We start from the raw sequence: 16,861 nt of genomic DNA, 5'->3' as shown, positions 1-16,861 counted from the left end.
AATTGTACAACCAAACTGTACAGTTAAGTTCCACGATTCGGCTAGTATGGGGTGGTGAACGACACCCTGGCCGAAGACTTGAGACAGGCGATCGGCTCGCTGGTTCGTGTCGTCCGGGTCGCCGACGCCATGCCGCCCGGCCACGCGGCCATTCTGGGATATCTCGACCGAGACGGACCGCAAACCATCGCCGAGTTGGCGCACCGCCGCACGGTGACCCACCAGTCGGCCGCCAAGTCGGTCAAGGAACTACTCGACCTCGGCCTGGTGCGTACCGAACCGCATCCCGTGGATCGCCGAAAGCGGTTGCTGTCCATCACCGACGACGGAGTTACCCGCCTGTCGCAGGAGCGCGCTGTGCGCGCGTCGTCGCTGGGCGACGCCATCCGCGGCGCGCTCACCGTCGGCGAGCAAGAGCGGATTCGCGACTGCATCCCCCTGCTGGACAGGCTCACCGTATATCTCAGCGCCCATGGTGGTGATCACCCCGGCGTACTTGCGCAGGGTGCTGTGTCGGTGGCCGGTGACGATGATCGCGGCGTCGGAGGTGACGGTCTTCAGAACCAGCAGGTCCATATCGTCGAGGATCGGAAGCCGTAGCCGCAGTATGCTTTCCATCCGCTCCCACGCCTCCCGCGAATCAACATGCGGGGCGCATTGCCCAGCGATGTCTGGATTCGATCCAGGCCGAGGCAGTCCTGGACATGTCGGAACTCGGCCCAGCGTGAGCGTCCACCGCATTGCGCCTGTTCACTGGAAGTCGAGTCCAGCCGCGGCTTCCTCGGCGGAGTCGCTCGGAGCGCGAAGAGCCGGGGAAAGGTGTGCACACCCGCACCGTGAGCTGGCACAGACATAACAGACCCTATTCAGCAGACGGTCACAGCCACGGCGCAGGCCTTCGACTGGTCATGTACCTGGTGACACGATCCTTACCGTTACCCCCGGTATGCGGCAGATGAGTACACAGTATGCAGCTTGTCGGCAGGGCTGGTTACATTCCCGCTTATGGCATCTGTGTTTTCCTGGATTGCGGTACGCGGTCGGACACCTCGGGCCGTTCTCGATGATCTCGGACTCGTCGATACGGGTGTTGCCCATTCACCGGGTAGTTCACAAATTGCAGGTGAGGGTCTTGCCGATGGCTGGTACGTCATCGTGGACTACGACGTAGACCCAGACGGGTATGTCAGCAAAACGCAGATACTGGAGCGCCTGTCGCGAGATGCCGATGTGGTCGCCTGTTATCAGTCGTCGTACGGTCCCGACAGTGCTGCTGCTCGCTGGAAGAACGGTCGCCAGCTTTGGATCGTGACGCACTGCTGTGACGAGGGCGAGGAACCCGACAACCTCGAATATGACGGTGACCTGCCCGAGGACTTCCCCGAGATCCTCGACGACGCCAGAGCCGACGCAGCGGACTTCGGAGACTGCCTGTATCAGGTCCCTATCGATCTAGCCGCCGAGACAACAGGTTTCCGCGAAGACGGCATCCTCGACCTCACCGAACTCGCGTGGGCCAACTGAGCAATCACCAGATCGAGCAAACGTCCTCAACTCGGCAGTTGAGGATGTTCTGCTGGCCTCAGTTCGGTCCGGCCGGGTGATCATTCGCCCCGCCGCGCTGGCCGGTTCGGTCAGCGCGACAGGCGGCATTTGAGGATGTTCGTGGACTGTCTGCTGGACAGTTCCCTGCCCGGGCCGTTCTTGGGGGCTGGTCAAGATAGCATCGGGGCCGGGGACTAGGTCAGGACTGGAGATGCCTCGCAACAGACGTCCGCAGGATCGGGAAGAGAAGCGTGCGGAGATCGTGGTGGCTGCTCGGCGGTTGTTCGTCGAGGAGGGATACGACGCGGCGTCGATGGCGCGGATCGCCCGCGACGCCGGGGTGGTGTCGAACACGCTGTACTGGTACTTCCAGGACAAGGACGCGGTCTTGATCGCGGTCCTGGACGCGGTCCTGGCCGACTCGATGGCCTCCTACAGCGACATCCTGGACTCGAGCCTGACTGATCGGCTGTTGTGGCTGGTCGGGGAACTGGAGCAGCTGGGCCGGTTGGTGAGCACGGTGCACACGCGTGCCGAGGAGTCCGCGGCTATCCGCGAATGGCACGAGCAGTTCCACGCGCTGGCCGAGGGATTGTTCCGGGCGGAGCTGATCGAGCTCGGTGTGCCCGGCCACGAGGTGGATCCGCTGGTCACGATGGGCGTTTTCGTTGTCGAGGGCTTGCTGACGCACCCGGCGGAGCCGCCTCAGCGGCGTGCGGTGATCGAGACGTTGCTCAACAGCGCTCGCGGTCTTGCCGCGGCCGCTGGCTGACTGCCCGGTCTGTGTACGTCGACGAGCCGGGGAGACCTACTGCGTGGTGGCTGCGGTGTAGTCGAATTGTGTTGACAGGAAATAGAGTTGGTCACGCACGGCGCGTTCGAAGTGCTCGCCCACGTAGATGTCGAAGTGGTCGCACGGATAGTTCTGGACGTGCACGTGTGCCAGGCCCTGCGCTCGCCGTTTGGTGGTCTTCGCGGGTGCGGCTGCGTCGTTGTCGCAGACACACAGCAGCGTCGGAGTGCTGAAGCGCGCCAGCGCGCGACCGGGCCGATAGAGCGGAAGGTGCAGCACCAGGCGTGCGGCCAGGGCGTTAGCGGCATCGAATTCACCGTCCGGGCCGCGCAAGACACCCCACACGGTGTCGCGACCGACACCGGTAGCGGGTTCTTGCCCGCCATCGATTTGGGTCAACTCGATGTTGTTCGAGACCTGGGCCCGCACCGACGGCAGCCGCTTCAACACTGTGCTGCTGCGCCGCGAGAGCCGGGTCCCCGCGGGCAGGAGCGCGGAAGCACCGGCAAGTGCGTCGGGTGAGGCGACGAACGCGGGCATCCAGGACGTTCCGGCCATCGGCAACAGGATCGGCTTGGCACCGAACCAGGAACCGAACGTGTCGAGGATGCCCGCCACGGTCAGCGCTACCGCGCTCAGCGGGCCGACCCGTAGACGCGAGCGCAACGACGCCGGTCCGTCGGTGAAGGGGCACTGAGCCACGACCGCCGCGATACCGGTGTCCTCGGAGGCGACTTGGAGGACATGACCGCCGCCGAAAGAGCTGCCCCACAACGCGATCCGGTCGAGATCGACCTCCGGCAGCGTGCGCGCGAAGGCCAGGGCGGCATGCCAATCGGCGCGTTGGCGGCCGATATCGAGCAGCTGGCGCGGCGCTCCGCCGCTGGCCCCGAGGTGACGGTAGTCGAACACCAGCACCGACCATCCCGCCTCGGCGAACCGTTGCGCGTAGGCGTCCAGGCGCATCTCCCGCACCGCCCCCAGCCCGTGCCCCATGATCACCATCGGGCGCGGACCCGTCAGACCAGGTGCGGTGTACAACCATGCCGCGCACTCATCCTGGCCGGAAGGGAACGAGACCTCACGCCGCCGCGCCGCTACCGCCTCACGCCGATCGGCAGGCCCACTGATTTCCATGACTCGCATCCTCCCGCTCCACTGCCGCTCTTCTTGGATGTCATCCAAGAAGCAGGTTGTGGCTACGGTAAAGACTTCTTGAATGTCAGTCAAGAAAATGGCGGGTCGCGGGTTAGCGTCGGCGGCAAGCCGACCCTAATCGCACTGAATTCGGCATGATGGTGCGTTCGGTCGGCACTCCGGATGCGCACGGCCAGTCCGTCTCTCGCCGCTCTGCGCTGGCCTGTTCGGGTCGCGTGGCATGCTGCGTAGAGCGGATGTTCTGCGCCTGCGCCATGGCATCCGAGGTTCAGATCGTGGTTTCCTGGCGCACGGCGAGGTCGGTGGGCATGAACGTCATGGCATAGCTGTCGGACTGGGTGTCGACCGCCAGCAATGCGATGCCGTGGCCGTAGCAGTGTTCTCCAAGAGTCTCGAGGAAACGCTCGGCGACGTCTCCCGCGTGCAGTCCTTCGCAATCGCGGAGGAACGCCGGATACCAGTTCCACGGCAGGCCTCTGGGGTACGACAGCAGCGCCTCGAGCTGTCCGCGGATGTCCTCGGGGCTGGCCTTCCAGTCGAACGCCGTCAGGTGGTCGTAGTACATGAGGCAGTCCAGCAATGGCTGGACAATGTCATTCGGTTCATCAAATGTGTACTCGTCGAAGATTTCGCCGTCGATCATGATGTAGGGCTGGTCCTCGGCGAGGGCAACGTAGGTGGCATCCAGAGCCGAGCGGAGCCAGGCGTGTACCTCCGAGTTGCCTGGCATCCAGAGTGCGGCAACAGCAAGCAGGGCCTCAGCGCGTTCGGAGTCGTGTTCCATGTGATTGTTCCCGTCTGCTGATGCCGAGCCCTTTCAGGCCGCAAGAGTAGAAGAAGCCGGTGACAGGCTCACTTCGATCGCCGTCTCATCGTGGCGGCCAGCCTTCGGCATTCGGAATACGGGGTGTTTGTGATTGCGCGGTGTTCGTACCCTACGGCCGATCCTCGGCTACGCCATCTGCGATCAATGCCGGCCGACACCGGCACCGATCAGCGCGAACTGCGCGAGAACACATACGACGAACACTGCCGCACCGACTACCAATCCCCCGAGCGGGCTGCCTCCGCGGCGAAGCGTCAGACGAGACCTGATGAGCGTGACGATCATCGCTGAGGCCCATCCGATGAACGGCAACAACGTAACCAGCGGAAAGAGCTGATCGTCATGGCAGAGGGCGTCGATTCCGGGAGATTCGGAGAACCCCTGACCGACACCTCCGCAGTCCTCGGCGAACAACGTGCCCATCATCGCGATGAACACCGCTGCCGCGAAACCCGCAAAGCCCAGACCGAAGGCCCATATCAGCCAAAAATACCCTCGTTCGCTGGTTTTGCCCGGAGATGTTTGATCCGCGTCAGCCCGCATGTCCATCGACGACATGGTAGTAAGTCAAGGCCGACGAGCCCACGAACGTGCGAAGCAGCCGTAGCCGGGTACTGAACTCGGCGGTAGCGGATGTTCTGCGCCGCAGCGGGTTCCGACCGCCGGCGTCCTCGCGCTGGCCGGTTCGGTCAGCGCGGTATGCGGCAGAATAGTGCGTTCGGAGTGGCCGAGTCATACGAGCGGGCGAGGTTTACAGGTGTCCTTCCAGATCAAGGTCAGCGATGTTACCGAGAAGGTCACCTCAGCCCTTACCTGCATCTGAATGCCCCTGTCGTTCGGCCTGGATTTCACTGACGTACCCGATAGATGGTGCTGCCCGGGGATTGCGCGGCTTTGGCTGGCCACACGGTGTAGCAGGGGAAGTCGCCATAATGCAGCATCGTGATCCGGTGGTCGCGGCGGCTGACGGTCGATCGTTGCGGTGGCCGGTGGTCGTGCTTGGGCCGGCGAAGAAATCGGGCCGCGCTCCGCGTTGATCGATAGGAGCGCGGACGACGGATGACCCTCGCGTAGGCCGCGACAGCGTGCATCTGCCATGACATCGCGATCAGAGGTTCCCGGCCAGTGCCAGGCCGGAGGTGCGCCTGGAGAAGATCATCGGTGCGCTCAAAACAGTGCTGGGATGCGCGCGTCGATGAGGTGCGGCCCGGGTTCGGCCAGTGCACGACGGAACTGCTCGGCCAACTCCTCGCAGGTGGTCGCCACGGTGGCCGGCACCCCGAAGCCCTCGGCGATCTTCGCGAAGTCCATATTCGGCCGGGACAGGTCGAGCAGATCGTTGGCTTTCGGCCCCGCGGCTTCGGCACCCACTCGGGAAAGTTCAAGCCGCAGAATGGCATAGGCGCTGTTGTTGAGCAAGACGACAGTCACGTCGAGGTCCTCCCGCGCCATCGTCCACAGCGCCGAGATCGTGTAGGCCGCGCTGCCGTCGGCCTGCAACGCGATCACCGGCCGGTCCGGAGCGGCGACCGCCGCGCCCAACGCGACCGGCAGGCCCTGCCCGATCGCCCCGCCGGTCAGGGTGAGTACGTCATGGCGCGGCGAGCCGGCCGTGGCCGCCGGCAGCAGGAGCCCGGAGGTATTGGACTCGTCGGAGACGATCGCGTTCTCGGGTAGCAGCGCGCCGATGACCTGCACCCAGTTCTGTGGTGTCAGCTCACCGCTCGGCAGCTCCGGCACGACGGCGTCGGCGAGGCGAGGCTGACTGCCGGGCGCCACCAGATCGGCCAGCTGTTCAAGAGCGCCCACGACGTCGGCATCCAGGCCGGCCAGGGTGTGCACCGCAGCCCCCTTGGGAGTCAGGTCGCTCTGCTTGCCCGGGTAGGCGAAGAATGAGACCGGCGCGCGGGTTCCCGCGACGATCAGGTGCTCGACGCCGTCGAGTTGGAATGCCGCCTGCTCGGCCAGGTACCCGAGCCGTTCGATCGCGGGCACGCCCGCGCCTCGGGTCAACCGGGCCGGAAAAGTCTCGGCCAGAACACGCACACCGGTGGCCGCGGCGATGCGGTCCGCGGCCTCCAGCCCCCGCACGCCAGTGGCCGGGCCGCCGATGAGCAGCACGGCCGATTCTCCGGTGCGGAGCACCTCGGTGATCTCGTTGATCGCCTTGGGATCTGGTGACGCCGGCGGCATCGGTGCGATCGGTTCCGACGCTTCAGCACCACCACCCCACGAGACGTCGGCAGGCAGGATCAGATTGGCGATGCGCCCCGGGCTGGCCAGTGACGCGGCCACCGCTTCGGCGGTATCGCGGCCCACGTCGGCTCCTGTGTTCGTGCGCCGTGTCCACCCGTGGGTCCAGTCGGCCAGAGGTTCGATGTCGGATTCCAGTGGGGCGTCGTACTTCTTGTGATAGGTGGCGTGGTCGCCGATCACGTTGATCACCGGCATGTGGGCGCGCCGCGCATTGTGCAGGTTGGCCAGGCCGTTGCCCAGCCCGGCACCCAGATGCAGCAGTGTGGCGGCGGGCTTTCCGGCGATGCGGGCGTAACCATCAGCGGCGCCGGTGACCACACCCTCGAACAGGCACAGCACTCCGCGCATCTGCGGCACGGTGTCCAGCGCGGCCACGAAGTGCATCTCGGAAGTGCCGGGATTGCCGAAGCACACTTCTACACCGCAGTCGACCAGCGTGGTGATCAGTGCCTGCGCGCCGTTGGTCATTTGGTCGCCCCTCCATCAAACATCACACCGGGATTCAAGATGCCGGCCGGATCGAACACATTCTTTATCTGGCGCATCAGGGCGATCTTGACCGTATCCTCCAAATCCATGAAGTGCCGGACCTTGATCCGGCCCAGGCCGTGTTCACCGGAGATCGCACCGCCCAGCTCCATCGCCGCGGCGAAGATGTCGTGCAGCAACCGGTGCCGGGCGTCGTCGTCGGTGCAGAACACCGCCAGGTGCACGTTGCCGTCGCCGGCATGCCCACACCCCACCACTCCGCCGTTGGCTGCCTGGGCGAGTTCTTGTGCCCGGGTGATGAATTCGTGCATCTGGGCCCGCGGCACCACGGTGTCGATGACGTCGTCGGCGCCGGTGGCCTTCGCGGTCCAGAAGGACTTCTCCCGCGCCTCGATCAACGCGTGGGCGGAATTGCCGTCCAATACGTACACGTCTATCGCTCCGAGCGACTCCAGTAGCTCGCCGAGCATGGCCACATCGTCGTCGAGGCGATCGTGGTCGCGGTCCTCCACTCCGATGACCAGGTGCGCCTCGGCGGCATCCCGGATGCTGTCTGGGATTCCGAGATTCAGATTCTGCGAATAGCTCAGCGCGGCCAGGGTCAGCTTGTCGATGTACTCCAGGATGTTGGGATCCACGCCGCTGTGCACCACCGCTGTTACGGCCCGCATCACGGCGGGAAGGTCGGCGAAGGGCACGAGCAGTGTGGCCGAGTGCGACAGCTTCGGATAGAGCCGCACGGTGATCTCGGTGGCCAGCGCCAGCGTGCCTTCAGAGCCGATGATCAGTTGGGTCAGGTCGTAACCGGTCGACAGCTTGGTGATCTTGCCGCCGCTGTGGATCAGCTCACCGGTGGGCAAGGCGGCTTGCAGCCCGAGCACGTTGTGGCGGGTCACCCCGTACTTGACCGCGCGCATGCCGCCGGCGTTGGTCGCGACGTTGCCACCGATGCTGGCGCTGAGCTCTCCGGGGAAGACGGTGTACATCAATCCCTCTGCGGTGACGGCAGCCTCGAGGTCCGCCAACGTCACTCCTGGCTGCACGACCGCGACGAGGTTGTCGGTATCGACCTCGAGGATCTGGGTCATCTTTTCGAAGCTGATGAGCAGCCCATCGGGGCAGGGCCGCGCTGCCGCCGACAATCCGGTTCCTGAGCCGCGGGCGGTCACCGGGATCTGCAATCGGGTGGCGGCGGCCAGCAGTGCAGCTACCTGTTCAGCGGTCTGGGGGCAGGCCACAAAGCGCGGCGCCACAGGTTCGCCGACCAGCGCCTCGTCGTGCTGGTAATCGGGTCCGATCCGATCGCCGGTCAGTAGCTGGGGCTCCCCGACGATTCCGGCGAACTCGCGCGCGGGATCGGCTCCGGCCTGTGCTGCATCGGCGTCCATCGGCGACTCCAATCCTCTGCTACACGTTTGTGCATCGGATACGTTAACGTATCCGATTGGTTTCCGGTAGGGATCTTCGGCTGCCGACATCGAAACCGCTGGCAATACCTCAGCGGCATCAATCCCCCTGGCGATGGACACCGTGCTCATGAACGGTACGGCCGAACCCGGTGACACCGCTCTGCTCCTCGGATACGGGATCGGGACTGAGCTACGCCGCGAGCATCGTCACCGTGCCGACCGGCCACTCGGCACTGTGACCCATGCACGACTGCGGGAAGGGTCATCACGCTACGATGACGTATCCGATGCCAGGGCGAATCCGACTAGAGGCGATGGGTTTTCACCTCCAATGACGACACAGGCAGCCAAGTCCCCGGCCAAACCGGCGCGAGTAACCAAACGCCGCGCGCAAACCCGCGCCCGACTGCTCGATGCGGCCTACCGCGTCTTCGCCGACCTAGGGTTCGGCCGGGTCCGTATTGAAGACGTCTGCGCCGCGGCCGGCTACACCCGGGGCGCCTTCTACTCGCAGTTCGACAGCCTCGATGAGTTGTTCTTCACCCTCTACGACGAGCGCGCCATCGTGATCGCCGACCAAGTCACCCAAGCGCTGTCCGGCGAGGCCGGTGACCCCTCTCCCGACGCAGCCATCGATCGAATCGCCAAGACCCTGCTGCTCGATCGCGACTGGCTGCTGGTGAAGACCGACTTCCTCCTGCGCGCGGCCCGCAACTCCGATGTCGCTCAACGCCTCATCACACACCGAGGACTTCTGCGCGACGTCATCGAACAACGCGTCATCGCCACGGGAATCGACATCCCAACAACGCTGGGCTCAGCGGCGCAGGCCGCTCAGGCCGTCATCGCCGCCTATGACGGCGTCACTGTCCAAATCCTGCTGGACAACGATCTCAATGCGGCGCGAGCCCACCTGAAACGACTACTCGCCGCCCTACTTCTGCCCAGCCCTCACCAATAAGCTCACCATGTGGGACGGGGATCTGAGATGAGTGGGCCTGATGACGCCCAGCCGGACCGGTCTGCGCAATCTGTGGAACCAACGCGCTGGTGCGAGCCTTCCCTCGCGCCGGCGGCAGCTCCGTGAACGATCAGAACAAGGTGTCACGAACCCGCCCAGCTCGGCCCCACCGGTTGCCGCCTGCCGCGAGTACGCGACACCCTGTTCTAACCCCAGCGGGCCCGACCGACGCGAAGGCGAACCAGCGCCGTTACGCTGCGTCGGCGCGTAGCGCCTTCGGGACCGAGGAGCTATCACCGGGCGGGTACCTCCACGGCAACGCATTACGGGTGAACGCGATGAACAGCACTGACACGAAGACGACGGCGCAGGCAGCCTCGACAATCTGAAAGATCGCGAACTCGGCACCGCGTGGCATCTCCAAAACTGCGACTACCACAGAGAATGCCACCGCCGGCCCTCGGAACGCCGGCTTCGTCGCCCACGCGGCCAGCGGCGCGATCGCCCACAGCAGATACCAGGGTTGCACCACAGACGACAGCAGCACGATTGCACCCACCGACAGGCCGAGCGCGCCGATCGGGTGCAGGCGCCCGGTCCACGTGGCCACCAGCATGCGCAGGCTCAGGAACGCGGCTGCCGCCATCGCGAGCGGGCGCGTGAGGCTCAGCAACGCGGTGGTGTGATCACCCAAACCCAGGAGTACGCCGCCGAACCCGGTGATGATGCCCAGAGCCGTCGGAAGCGACAGCCAACTGCGTACCGCATTGGCCGTGCCGAGGGTGTAGATCCAGCCGAAACCGAGGCCACTACCCCAGCAGACCAACAGGGTGGTCAGCGCGGCGATCACACCGAGCGCTATCGCGACACGAATCACAGGCCCGATGCGCCTGCCCCACTGCCGAGCCAGCCCCATGCCGACGAACCCCAGCGCGATGATCGCCGGAGCCTTGACCATGGCCGCGAGCGTGATGAGCACTGCACCGAACCCCAGCAGCGCCCAGGCGCGCCTGTCCAACAACGGAGGTGAACCCGTCTCCATGCCAATGCCAGCGGGGAGCGCGCGCAGACAGTACTCCAGCCCGACCAGCATGAGTCCGAGCATCAGAGTGTCGTTGTGCACCCCGGCGACCAGATGGAACAGCACCAGCGGATTGGCCGCGCCGAGCCACAATGCGCTCACCGGCGCCACCCCGCAGCGGCGCGCCAATCGCGGCAACGCCCACACGATCAACGCCATCCCGCCGAGTTCGAGCAGCCGATGCGACCAGACCCCGAGCAGGATGTTGTCACCGGTGATCGCAGCGATCCCGCGGCCGATCCAGAGAAACAGCGGGCCGTATGGGGCGGGCGTCTCACGCCAGATGTTGGGCACGTTGTTGGTGAGCACATTGTCCAGGCCGAGCCCGGTTGCCGGACCCACCACGTAGGGGTCCATGCCGCGCTGCGCGATTTCGCTTTGTGCCAGATAGGAATACACGTCGTTGGAGAACATCGGCGGGGCGATGATCAGTGAAGTGACCCATAGCAACAGAGTGCGGTCGAGCTGAGAGCGGCTGATTCGGTGCGCGGGAGCCTTACCGGTGCCGCCGACCACGAATCTGCCCAGCAGCAGCCAGGCCAACACCACCGCGACCGTGCCGATCATGCACATTGCCAGCATGGATGTCGGCATCCGCGCGAACAATCCCGTCACCCGCACTCCCGACACCGGGTTCTGATGCACCGGCTGGGCGCCCACACCCAGCGCGCTGATCGCCATCAACACTGTTCCAGTGGCGCCGAGCATCTGGATCCGCCCGAACTGCACGGCTTCCGGGCGATCGAGCCCCGGTGTCACTGTTCGAAGTCCTGTTCAGTGCTGGCGCGCGGATTCTGTTGCAGCTGAACGGGACTGTGAATCATCGGTGTGTCTCGAACTCCTCGGCGGTACGGTTCTTTCAGCTCGTACTCGTCTTCAGCACGGGGGTTGCGGGATGGTCGGGGATTCGTCGTTGCCGGAGCGCGGTGTTCTGACCGCCGACGAGACGCGCTGGAAGATCGCGGTACGCCGCGCCCAGGTGATCGGCCCTCTCGCGGCATCGGACAAGGTGAGCCTCGCGGCCGCAGATCGAGCAGCCGCGGAGCTGGGGGTGACGCAGCGGCAGGTGTATGCGATGGTGGCGCGCTGGCGTGCGGGAGAAGGGGTGGCCTCGGATCTGTTGCCGCGCCGTTCATCCGGTGGCCGCGGTGGTGCTCGGTTGCCGGAGGAAGTGGAGGCGATCGTGCGCCGGGTGCTGCGCACGCGGTATCTGAGCAGGCAGAAGCGTTCGGTGGCGGTGATCTGCCGCGAGATTGGTCGCGAGTGCCGGATCGCGGGAGTACGGGCTCCCTCACGGGCGGCGGTCACCCGCCGGGTCCGCCGCTTGGAGCCGGTCAAGGCCACCGCCGCGCGCCAGGGCCGCGACGCAGCGCGCTCGCTGCGGGCCGTCGGTGGTGCGCCGGCGCCGGTGGAGGGGCTGCTCGAGCGCGTGCAGATCGACCACACGCCTGCGGATGTGATCGTGGTCGACGAGTTTCACCGGCTGCCGATCGGACGCCCGTATGTGACGGCGGCGACCGACGAGGCCACACGGTGCGTGCCGGGGTTCGTGGTCACCTTGGAGGCGCCGTCGGCGACCTCGGTCGGATTGTGCTTGGCGCACATGGCGATCGACAAACGCCCGTGGCTCGAACGCCTCGACGTGCAGGCTTCGTGGCCGATGAGCGGCAAACCCGCCGGGCTGTATGTCGACAATGCCGCGGAGTTCAAGAGCGAGGCCCTGCGCCGCGGTTGTGAGCAGCACGGCATCACCATCGACTACCGGCCGCCGGGGCAGCCGCATTTCGGTGGGGTGGTGGAACGGCTGATCGGCACCCTGATGACGATGCTGCACGAGCTGCCCGGCACCACCTTCTCCAACATCGGCGAGCGTGGCGACTACGACAGCGACGCCAAAGCCGTTCTCACCCTGAGGGAATTGCAGCGATGGATGGCGTTGGCGGTGGCCTGCTACCACGGGCAACCCCACGAAGGTTTGGGCGGGCGCACCCCGGCGGGAGTATGGGTGGAACGCGCCGCTGCTCAGGGCGTCCCGGTGACGGTGACCAACGAGACGGCGTTCGTGGTCGACTTCCTGCCGGTGATCCGCCGCAGCCTGACCCGGACCGGGTTCACCGTCGATCACGTGCAGTACTACGCCGACGTGCTGCGGCCGTTGATCGCCAGGCGCGGGCGCCTTGGCAGGTTCGTGTTGCGGCGCGATCCGCGCGATATCTCCCGGATCTGGGCGCTGCACCCCGACACCGGCGACTACCTCGAGATCCCGTATCGCACCTGGTCGCGTCCGGCGATCAGCGTGTGGGAACACCGCAGCGCGGTGGCGCGGCTGCGGGAGCAGGGCCGCGCCGAGATCGACGAGAACGCCCTGTTCGCGATGGTCGAGCAGATGCGGGCCATCACCGACACCGCGACCAAGTCCAGCCGCGCCGCGCGCCGCAACACCGCGCGCCACAGCCAGGTTCGCGCACGCACCCGCGCCCCGGCGCCACCGCCTCCGCCAGCCGAGACCGGCCCGGTGGCGGCGGTGCGGCCGTTCGAGGTGATCGAGCAATGGTGATCGGCGAACCGGTCGATTTGTCGCACCTGCATCCCTCGGCGCAGCCGCTCGCGCTGCTGCCGGCCGTCGAGCGGGTGCGGCACGTGCGGGCGGACCGGTGGATCGGCTACACCCGCGCCGGCGAGGCCCTGACCCGCCTGGACGAGCTGCTGGATATGCCGTCCAAGCAGCGGATGCCGAACCTGCTGCTGATCGGGCCGACCAACAACGGCAAGTCGATGATCATCGAGAAGTTCCGCCGCGACCACCCCGCGATCTCCCACGACGAGCGCGAGGAGATCCCGGTGCTGACGGTGCAGATGCCCTCGGAGCCGAGCGTGCTGCGCTTCTATGTGGCGCTGTTGTCGGCGATGGGCGCCCCGGTGCGGCCACGCGGAGCACGGCTGGCCGATGTCGAGCAGCTGGTGCTGCGGTTGTGCCGCACATGCGGGGTGCGGATGCTGGTCATCGACGAGCTGCACAACGTGCTCGGCGGGCGTGGCAACGTCCAGCGCGAGTTCTTGAACCTGCTGCGGTTCCTGGGCAACAGCCTGCGGATCCCGTTGGTGGGCGTGGGAATCCGCGACGCCTACCTGGCGATCCGCTCCGACGACCAGCTCGAGAACCGCTTCGCGCCCTTCGCACTGCCGCGATGGGAACCCGGCGGTGAGGCGTGCGCGCTGCTGGCCAGCTTCGCGGCCGCGTTCCCACTGCGCCGGCCCTCGCCGATCGCGACCGAGGAAATGGCCTCTTATCTGCTGACCCGCTGCGAGGGCACGATCGGCGAGCTCGCCGCCCTGCTCACCGCGGCCGCGGTCGCGGCGATCGAGTCCGGAGAGGAAGAGATCAACCAGCGCACCCTGCTGCTGGCCGGATACGCGGGCCCAACCGAGCGCCGGCGGGCCTTCGAACGCGAACTGGCATGAGCGCACCGGCCCGGTGGCCGGTGCACCCGCCGCCGGGTGAGCTGGAGTCGCTGTCGTCGTGGCTGGAACGTCTCGGGCGCCTCTACGAGGTGCCGGTGACCGAGCTGTTGGGCCCGAATCTCGGTGTGGTCAAGGCAGTTTCGGACCTGGACGAGGACCCACCGCCGGAGATCTTCCCCGCGTTGTCGCAGGCCAGCGGAGTCGAGGTCGGGCGGTTGCGGGCGATGACGTTGCCGGGGCAGGTGCCGTGGCTGTTCGACCGGTTCCCGCTGCCCGCCCGCGACGGAGAGGAGGCGTTCTATACCTATGTGCGTCAGGACTCGGTGCTGCTCGCGCCGGGCGAGGCCCCGCATTTCGAGGTGACGCGGCGACGGGCCTGGCGGGGGCCGTGGATTCCCGCGACCCGGCTGCGCCGATCCTGCCCGCTGTGCACGGCCGCACCCGTACCGCGCTGGTCCTGGACGTGGGATCTGCCGCTGACCATCGGCTGCACGATCCACCACACACGGCTGCTCTCGCCGGAGGAACGGTTGCACGCCGAGCTGTCGGAGACCGCCGTCGTAACGGAACCGATCGGCGAACCCGTTGCTGCACTGGACAACTACACCCACCAGGCCCTCACCACGGGGATGGTCGCCCTGCCGGGACGGCGCGTGCACGCGGGGGTGTGGTTTCGCCTGCTGCGCTGTCTGCTCGACGAGCTCACCTTGTCCACCGCGGCCCTGCGCAAGCACTCCGCGGCCACGCTCACCCACGTCTGGGAGGCCGCCGACCTGACTTACCGTGCTGGCCTGCGGATCTGGCAGCCCTACGAATGGTTGCCCTGGCAGCGGCAACATGACCTGCTGACCGCCGCCGCGCTCGTCGTGGACCTGGCCGCACGCGGGCGCCTGCACCCGCGCGGCACCCTCGGTGCTCTGCTGACTGCGCCCGGACCCGAGCAGGTCTACCCCGGCGATGTGCCCTACCAGCCCAGACCGTCGCGACCTCGGCCCCCTGGCCTCGCTGACCTGCGTCGGCCGGTCGAATTCGCGGTCCTGGTCGCCGAACTCGAGGACGCGGTGCGCACCGACGCCGAGACCGCCCGCCAAGTGCTGGGATTCCTGATCCACAACGACCCGAGCCCGGCCAACTTCGACCGGGAACGCGAACTGCTCATCGCCACCGGCATGCCGCCCCATTTCGTGCAGACCCGCACCGAGATCGAACGCCTGCTGGCTCTCTACGGCTATGAATCCGCCGAAATCGACTCCGCGCTCACCGATTTCACCCGCGAACGACGCGGACTCCACGGCCCGGCCGCGCAGCTGTTTAGCCCCGACGACCTCGTGCAACTATGTGCCCGCCTGAACCGATGAGCCCACCCGTCGACGAAACACCAAGACAAGGGATCTGGCGGTACCAGGTGTCACGCCGAGGCGGCCGCCGGGAGCTCGGTGGGCCCGGAGCGGGGCCGGGTACCGACGCTCGCTTTGTCGAGGTGGCCGTAGAGGGTGCCGCGTTTGACCCCGAGCATGTCGGCGATCTGGGCGACGGTGTGGCCGCCCTCGTCGTAGAGGCGCTGGGCGAGCTTGGCTTGGTCGGCGGTCAGTTTCGGCCGGCGCCCGCCCACGCGGCCGCGGGCACGCGCGGCCGCCAGGCCGTCGGCGGTGTTGGCCAGGATCAGCTCGCGCTGGTATTCGGCGAGCACGGCCAGCATCCCGAACATCGCGCGCCCTTCGGCGGTGGCGGTGTTGATGCCCTGCTCGATCACATGCAACCCCACGCCCCGATCCCGTAGTTCGGCACCGAGATTCACCAGATGCTGCAGCGAGCGCCCCAACCGGTCCAGGCGGGTGACGACCAAGGTGTCGCCCTCGCGCAGCAGCTGCATCACCAGATCGAAGCGCGGGCGCGAGGATTTCGCGCCGCTGGCGATGTCGAGATGGATGTCGCGCTCGGCCACCCCGGCCGCGCGCAAGGCGTCGGTTTGGTGGTCGGGATTCTGGTCGGGGGTGGAGACCCGGGCGTAGCCGATCAACATATGTCGAAAACTACTCGACGGCAGGGTTTTCCGGCGTTGATTTCCGACACGGCATTCCGACGCGATTCGGGCAATTTTCGGGATGAGTGTCGAGTTTGTCGGCAGACGATCGTTTACCGACACTGGTCGGCGACTTCGTGGCGAGCGATCAGCGGCAGAATAGTGCGTTCCGACAGCCTCTAGCGGCGCACGTGGGATGGCACCGGATGATCTGGATCCAGTGCGGGGAGGCCGTCGATGCTGCGTCCGTTGTCTCCGGCGATCCGTCCCGCGAATTTCTCTTCGGGCTGTCTGGCGTGGTGGGTGTCGAGGACCGGCCGTTCGCCGATGAGCTCGTAATACGGGACGGAGTATCCACACGCGTCGGCGATGCGCTCGAGGTGGACGACGATGACTGCGCGGATACCCGGATGGGTGAGTCCGAAATTCGTTCGTAGGTCTATGAATTCCGGGTCATCGGGTCGTACTACGCGCCCTGAGCCGAACAGTCGCAGGATCCGAGAGTTGCGGCTGAACGAGCAGAACATGATCGTGATGCGGCCGTTCTCGCGCAGGTGCGAGATCGTCTCCACGCCGCTGCCGAACAGATCGAGGTAAGCGACGGTGTGATCGTCGAGTACTGCAAAGGTGTCCTGATATCCCTTGGGCGACAGATTGACCCGTCCGCCCTGTGAAGGTGCAGTGGCGACGAAGAACATCGCTTGCGCTTCGATGAACTGCCGCAAGGGGCCATCCAGATGCGAGAACTGCTTGGCCATGGGCTCCCCTCCCAGTCGTGTTACTTGCTCAGCCTAACGGCGTCATGTCCATCCACCAGAGTTAAAACTCACCTGAAGTGAGAACGCGGAACGCGGCGAG

The 16,861-nt window shown here is 66.2% G+C and carries 15 protein-coding genes; 7 read left to right on the top strand and 8 right to left on the bottom strand.

Going from position 1 to position 16,861, the window contains the following annotated elements; translation table 11 throughout:
• Window positions 1–54 precede the first annotated feature (54 nt).
• The 3 genes from GLP40_RS29855 (at window position 55) to GLP40_RS29845 (ending at window position 2,317) form a co-directional block, all read left to right on the top strand.
• Window positions 55–600 (top strand): MarR family winged helix-turn-helix transcriptional regulator, encoded by a 546-nt coding sequence (locus GLP40_RS29855; protein WP_328290810.1) that lies wholly within the window; start codon window positions 55–57, stop codon window positions 598–600.
• Window positions 601–1,005: 405 nt separating this feature from the next.
• Window positions 1,006–1,524 carry a hypothetical protein gene (locus GLP40_RS29850; RefSeq protein ID WP_154791343.1) on the top strand — a complete coding sequence of 173 codons (519 nt, stop codon included), beginning with the start codon at window positions 1,006–1,008 and terminating at the stop codon, window positions 1,522–1,524.
• A 232-nt stretch (window positions 1,525–1,756) separates the two neighbouring features.
• Window positions 1,757–2,317 carry a TetR/AcrR family transcriptional regulator gene (locus GLP40_RS29845; RefSeq protein WP_154791342.1) on the top strand — a complete coding sequence of 187 codons (561 nt, stop codon included), beginning with the start codon at window positions 1,757–1,759 and terminating at the stop codon, window positions 2,315–2,317.
• A gap of 36 nt (window positions 2,318–2,353) precedes the next feature.
• On the opposite strand, the gene GLP40_RS29840 is transcribed toward GLP40_RS29845, so the two are convergent.
• The 5 genes from GLP40_RS29840 to GLP40_RS29820 all read right to left on the bottom strand — a co-directional run bounded on the left by GLP40_RS29840 (window position 2,354) and on the right by GLP40_RS29820 (window position 8,455).
• Window positions 2,354–3,475 carry an alpha/beta hydrolase gene (locus GLP40_RS29840; protein ID WP_154791341.1) on the bottom strand — a complete coding sequence of 374 codons (1,122 nt, stop codon included), beginning with the start codon at window positions 3,473–3,475 and terminating at the stop codon, window positions 2,354–2,356.
• A 289-nt stretch (window positions 3,476–3,764) separates the two neighbouring features.
• The gene (locus GLP40_RS29835) at window positions 3,765–4,280 is read right to left on the bottom strand and encodes a DUF6630 family protein (protein ID WP_154791340.1); all 516 of its coding nucleotides are present in this window, start codon (window positions 4,278–4,280) and stop codon (window positions 3,765–3,767) included.
• Between the two features lie 183 nt (window positions 4,281–4,463).
• Window positions 4,464–4,871, bottom strand: coding sequence for a hypothetical protein (locus GLP40_RS29830; RefSeq protein WP_154791339.1), 408 nt, complete (start codon window positions 4,869–4,871; stop codon window positions 4,464–4,466).
• 618 nt (window positions 4,872–5,489) lie between these two features.
• Window positions 5,490–7,046: an acetolactate synthase large subunit gene (locus tag GLP40_RS29825; protein ID WP_154791338.1), complete on the bottom strand. Its 1,557-nt coding sequence runs from the start codon at window positions 7,044–7,046 to the stop codon at window positions 5,490–5,492.
• Window positions 7,043–8,455 (bottom strand): FAD-binding oxidoreductase, encoded by a 1,413-nt coding sequence (locus GLP40_RS29820; RefSeq protein WP_154791390.1) that lies wholly within the window; start codon window positions 8,453–8,455, stop codon window positions 7,043–7,045. Before GLP40_RS29820 ends, GLP40_RS29825 begins: the two co-directional genes overlap by 4 nt.
• A 352-nt stretch (window positions 8,456–8,807) precedes the next feature.
• Between GLP40_RS29820 and GLP40_RS29815 the strand changes: the two genes are divergently transcribed.
• Entirely contained in the window at window positions 8,808–9,437 is a 630-nt protein-coding gene (locus GLP40_RS29815) for a TetR/AcrR family transcriptional regulator (RefSeq protein ID WP_196054847.1), read from the top strand.
• Between the two features lie 250 nt (window positions 9,438–9,687).
• Here GLP40_RS29815 and mptB read toward each other — a convergent pair whose 3' ends face one another.
• Complete coding sequence (gene mptB / locus GLP40_RS29810) at window positions 9,688–11,277, bottom strand: polyprenol phosphomannose-dependent alpha 1,6 mannosyltransferase MptB (protein WP_407671726.1); 1,590 nt, start codon at window positions 11,275–11,277, stop codon at window positions 9,688–9,690.
• A 136-nt stretch (window positions 11,278–11,413) separates the two neighbouring features.
• Between mptB and GLP40_RS29805 the strand changes: the two genes are divergently transcribed.
• The 3 genes from GLP40_RS29805 to GLP40_RS29795 are packed head-to-tail and all read left to right on the top strand — an operon-like array spanning window position 11,414 to window position 15,338.
• Window positions 11,414–13,075 carry a Mu transposase C-terminal domain-containing protein gene (locus GLP40_RS29805; protein ID WP_154791336.1) on the top strand — a complete coding sequence of 554 codons (1,662 nt, stop codon included), beginning with the start codon at window positions 11,414–11,416 and terminating at the stop codon, window positions 13,073–13,075.
• Complete coding sequence (locus GLP40_RS29800; protein WP_154791335.1) at window positions 13,069–13,980, top strand: TniB family NTP-binding protein; 912 nt, start codon at window positions 13,069–13,071, stop codon at window positions 13,978–13,980. Before GLP40_RS29805 ends, GLP40_RS29800 begins: the two co-directional genes overlap by 7 nt.
• On the top strand, window positions 13,977–15,338 hold the full coding sequence (locus GLP40_RS29795) for a TniQ family protein (protein WP_154791334.1): 1,362 nt from the start codon (window positions 13,977–13,979) through the stop codon (window positions 15,336–15,338). Before GLP40_RS29800 ends, GLP40_RS29795 begins: the two co-directional genes overlap by 4 nt.
• A 50-nt stretch (window positions 15,339–15,388) precedes the next feature.
• Here GLP40_RS29795 and GLP40_RS29790 read toward each other — a convergent pair whose 3' ends face one another.
• Both GLP40_RS29790 and GLP40_RS29785 read right to left on the bottom strand, forming a co-directional pair.
• Window positions 15,389–16,003 carry a recombinase family protein gene (locus tag GLP40_RS29790; protein WP_154791333.1) on the bottom strand — a complete coding sequence of 205 codons (615 nt, stop codon included), beginning with the start codon at window positions 16,001–16,003 and terminating at the stop codon, window positions 15,389–15,391.
• 179 nt (window positions 16,004–16,182) lie between these two features.
• Window positions 16,183–16,761 carry a pyridoxamine 5'-phosphate oxidase family protein gene (locus GLP40_RS29785; protein ID WP_154791332.1) on the bottom strand — a complete coding sequence of 193 codons (579 nt, stop codon included), beginning with the start codon at window positions 16,759–16,761 and terminating at the stop codon, window positions 16,183–16,185.
• Window positions 16,762–16,861 lie beyond the last annotated feature (100 nt).

The sequence above is a fragment of the Nocardia aurantiaca genome, assembly GCF_009708175.1.
Classification (GTDB): Bacteria; Actinomycetota; Actinomycetes; order Mycobacteriales; family Mycobacteriaceae; genus Nocardia; species Nocardia aurantiaca.
This window is presented reverse-complemented; position numbering and strand designations above follow the sequence as displayed.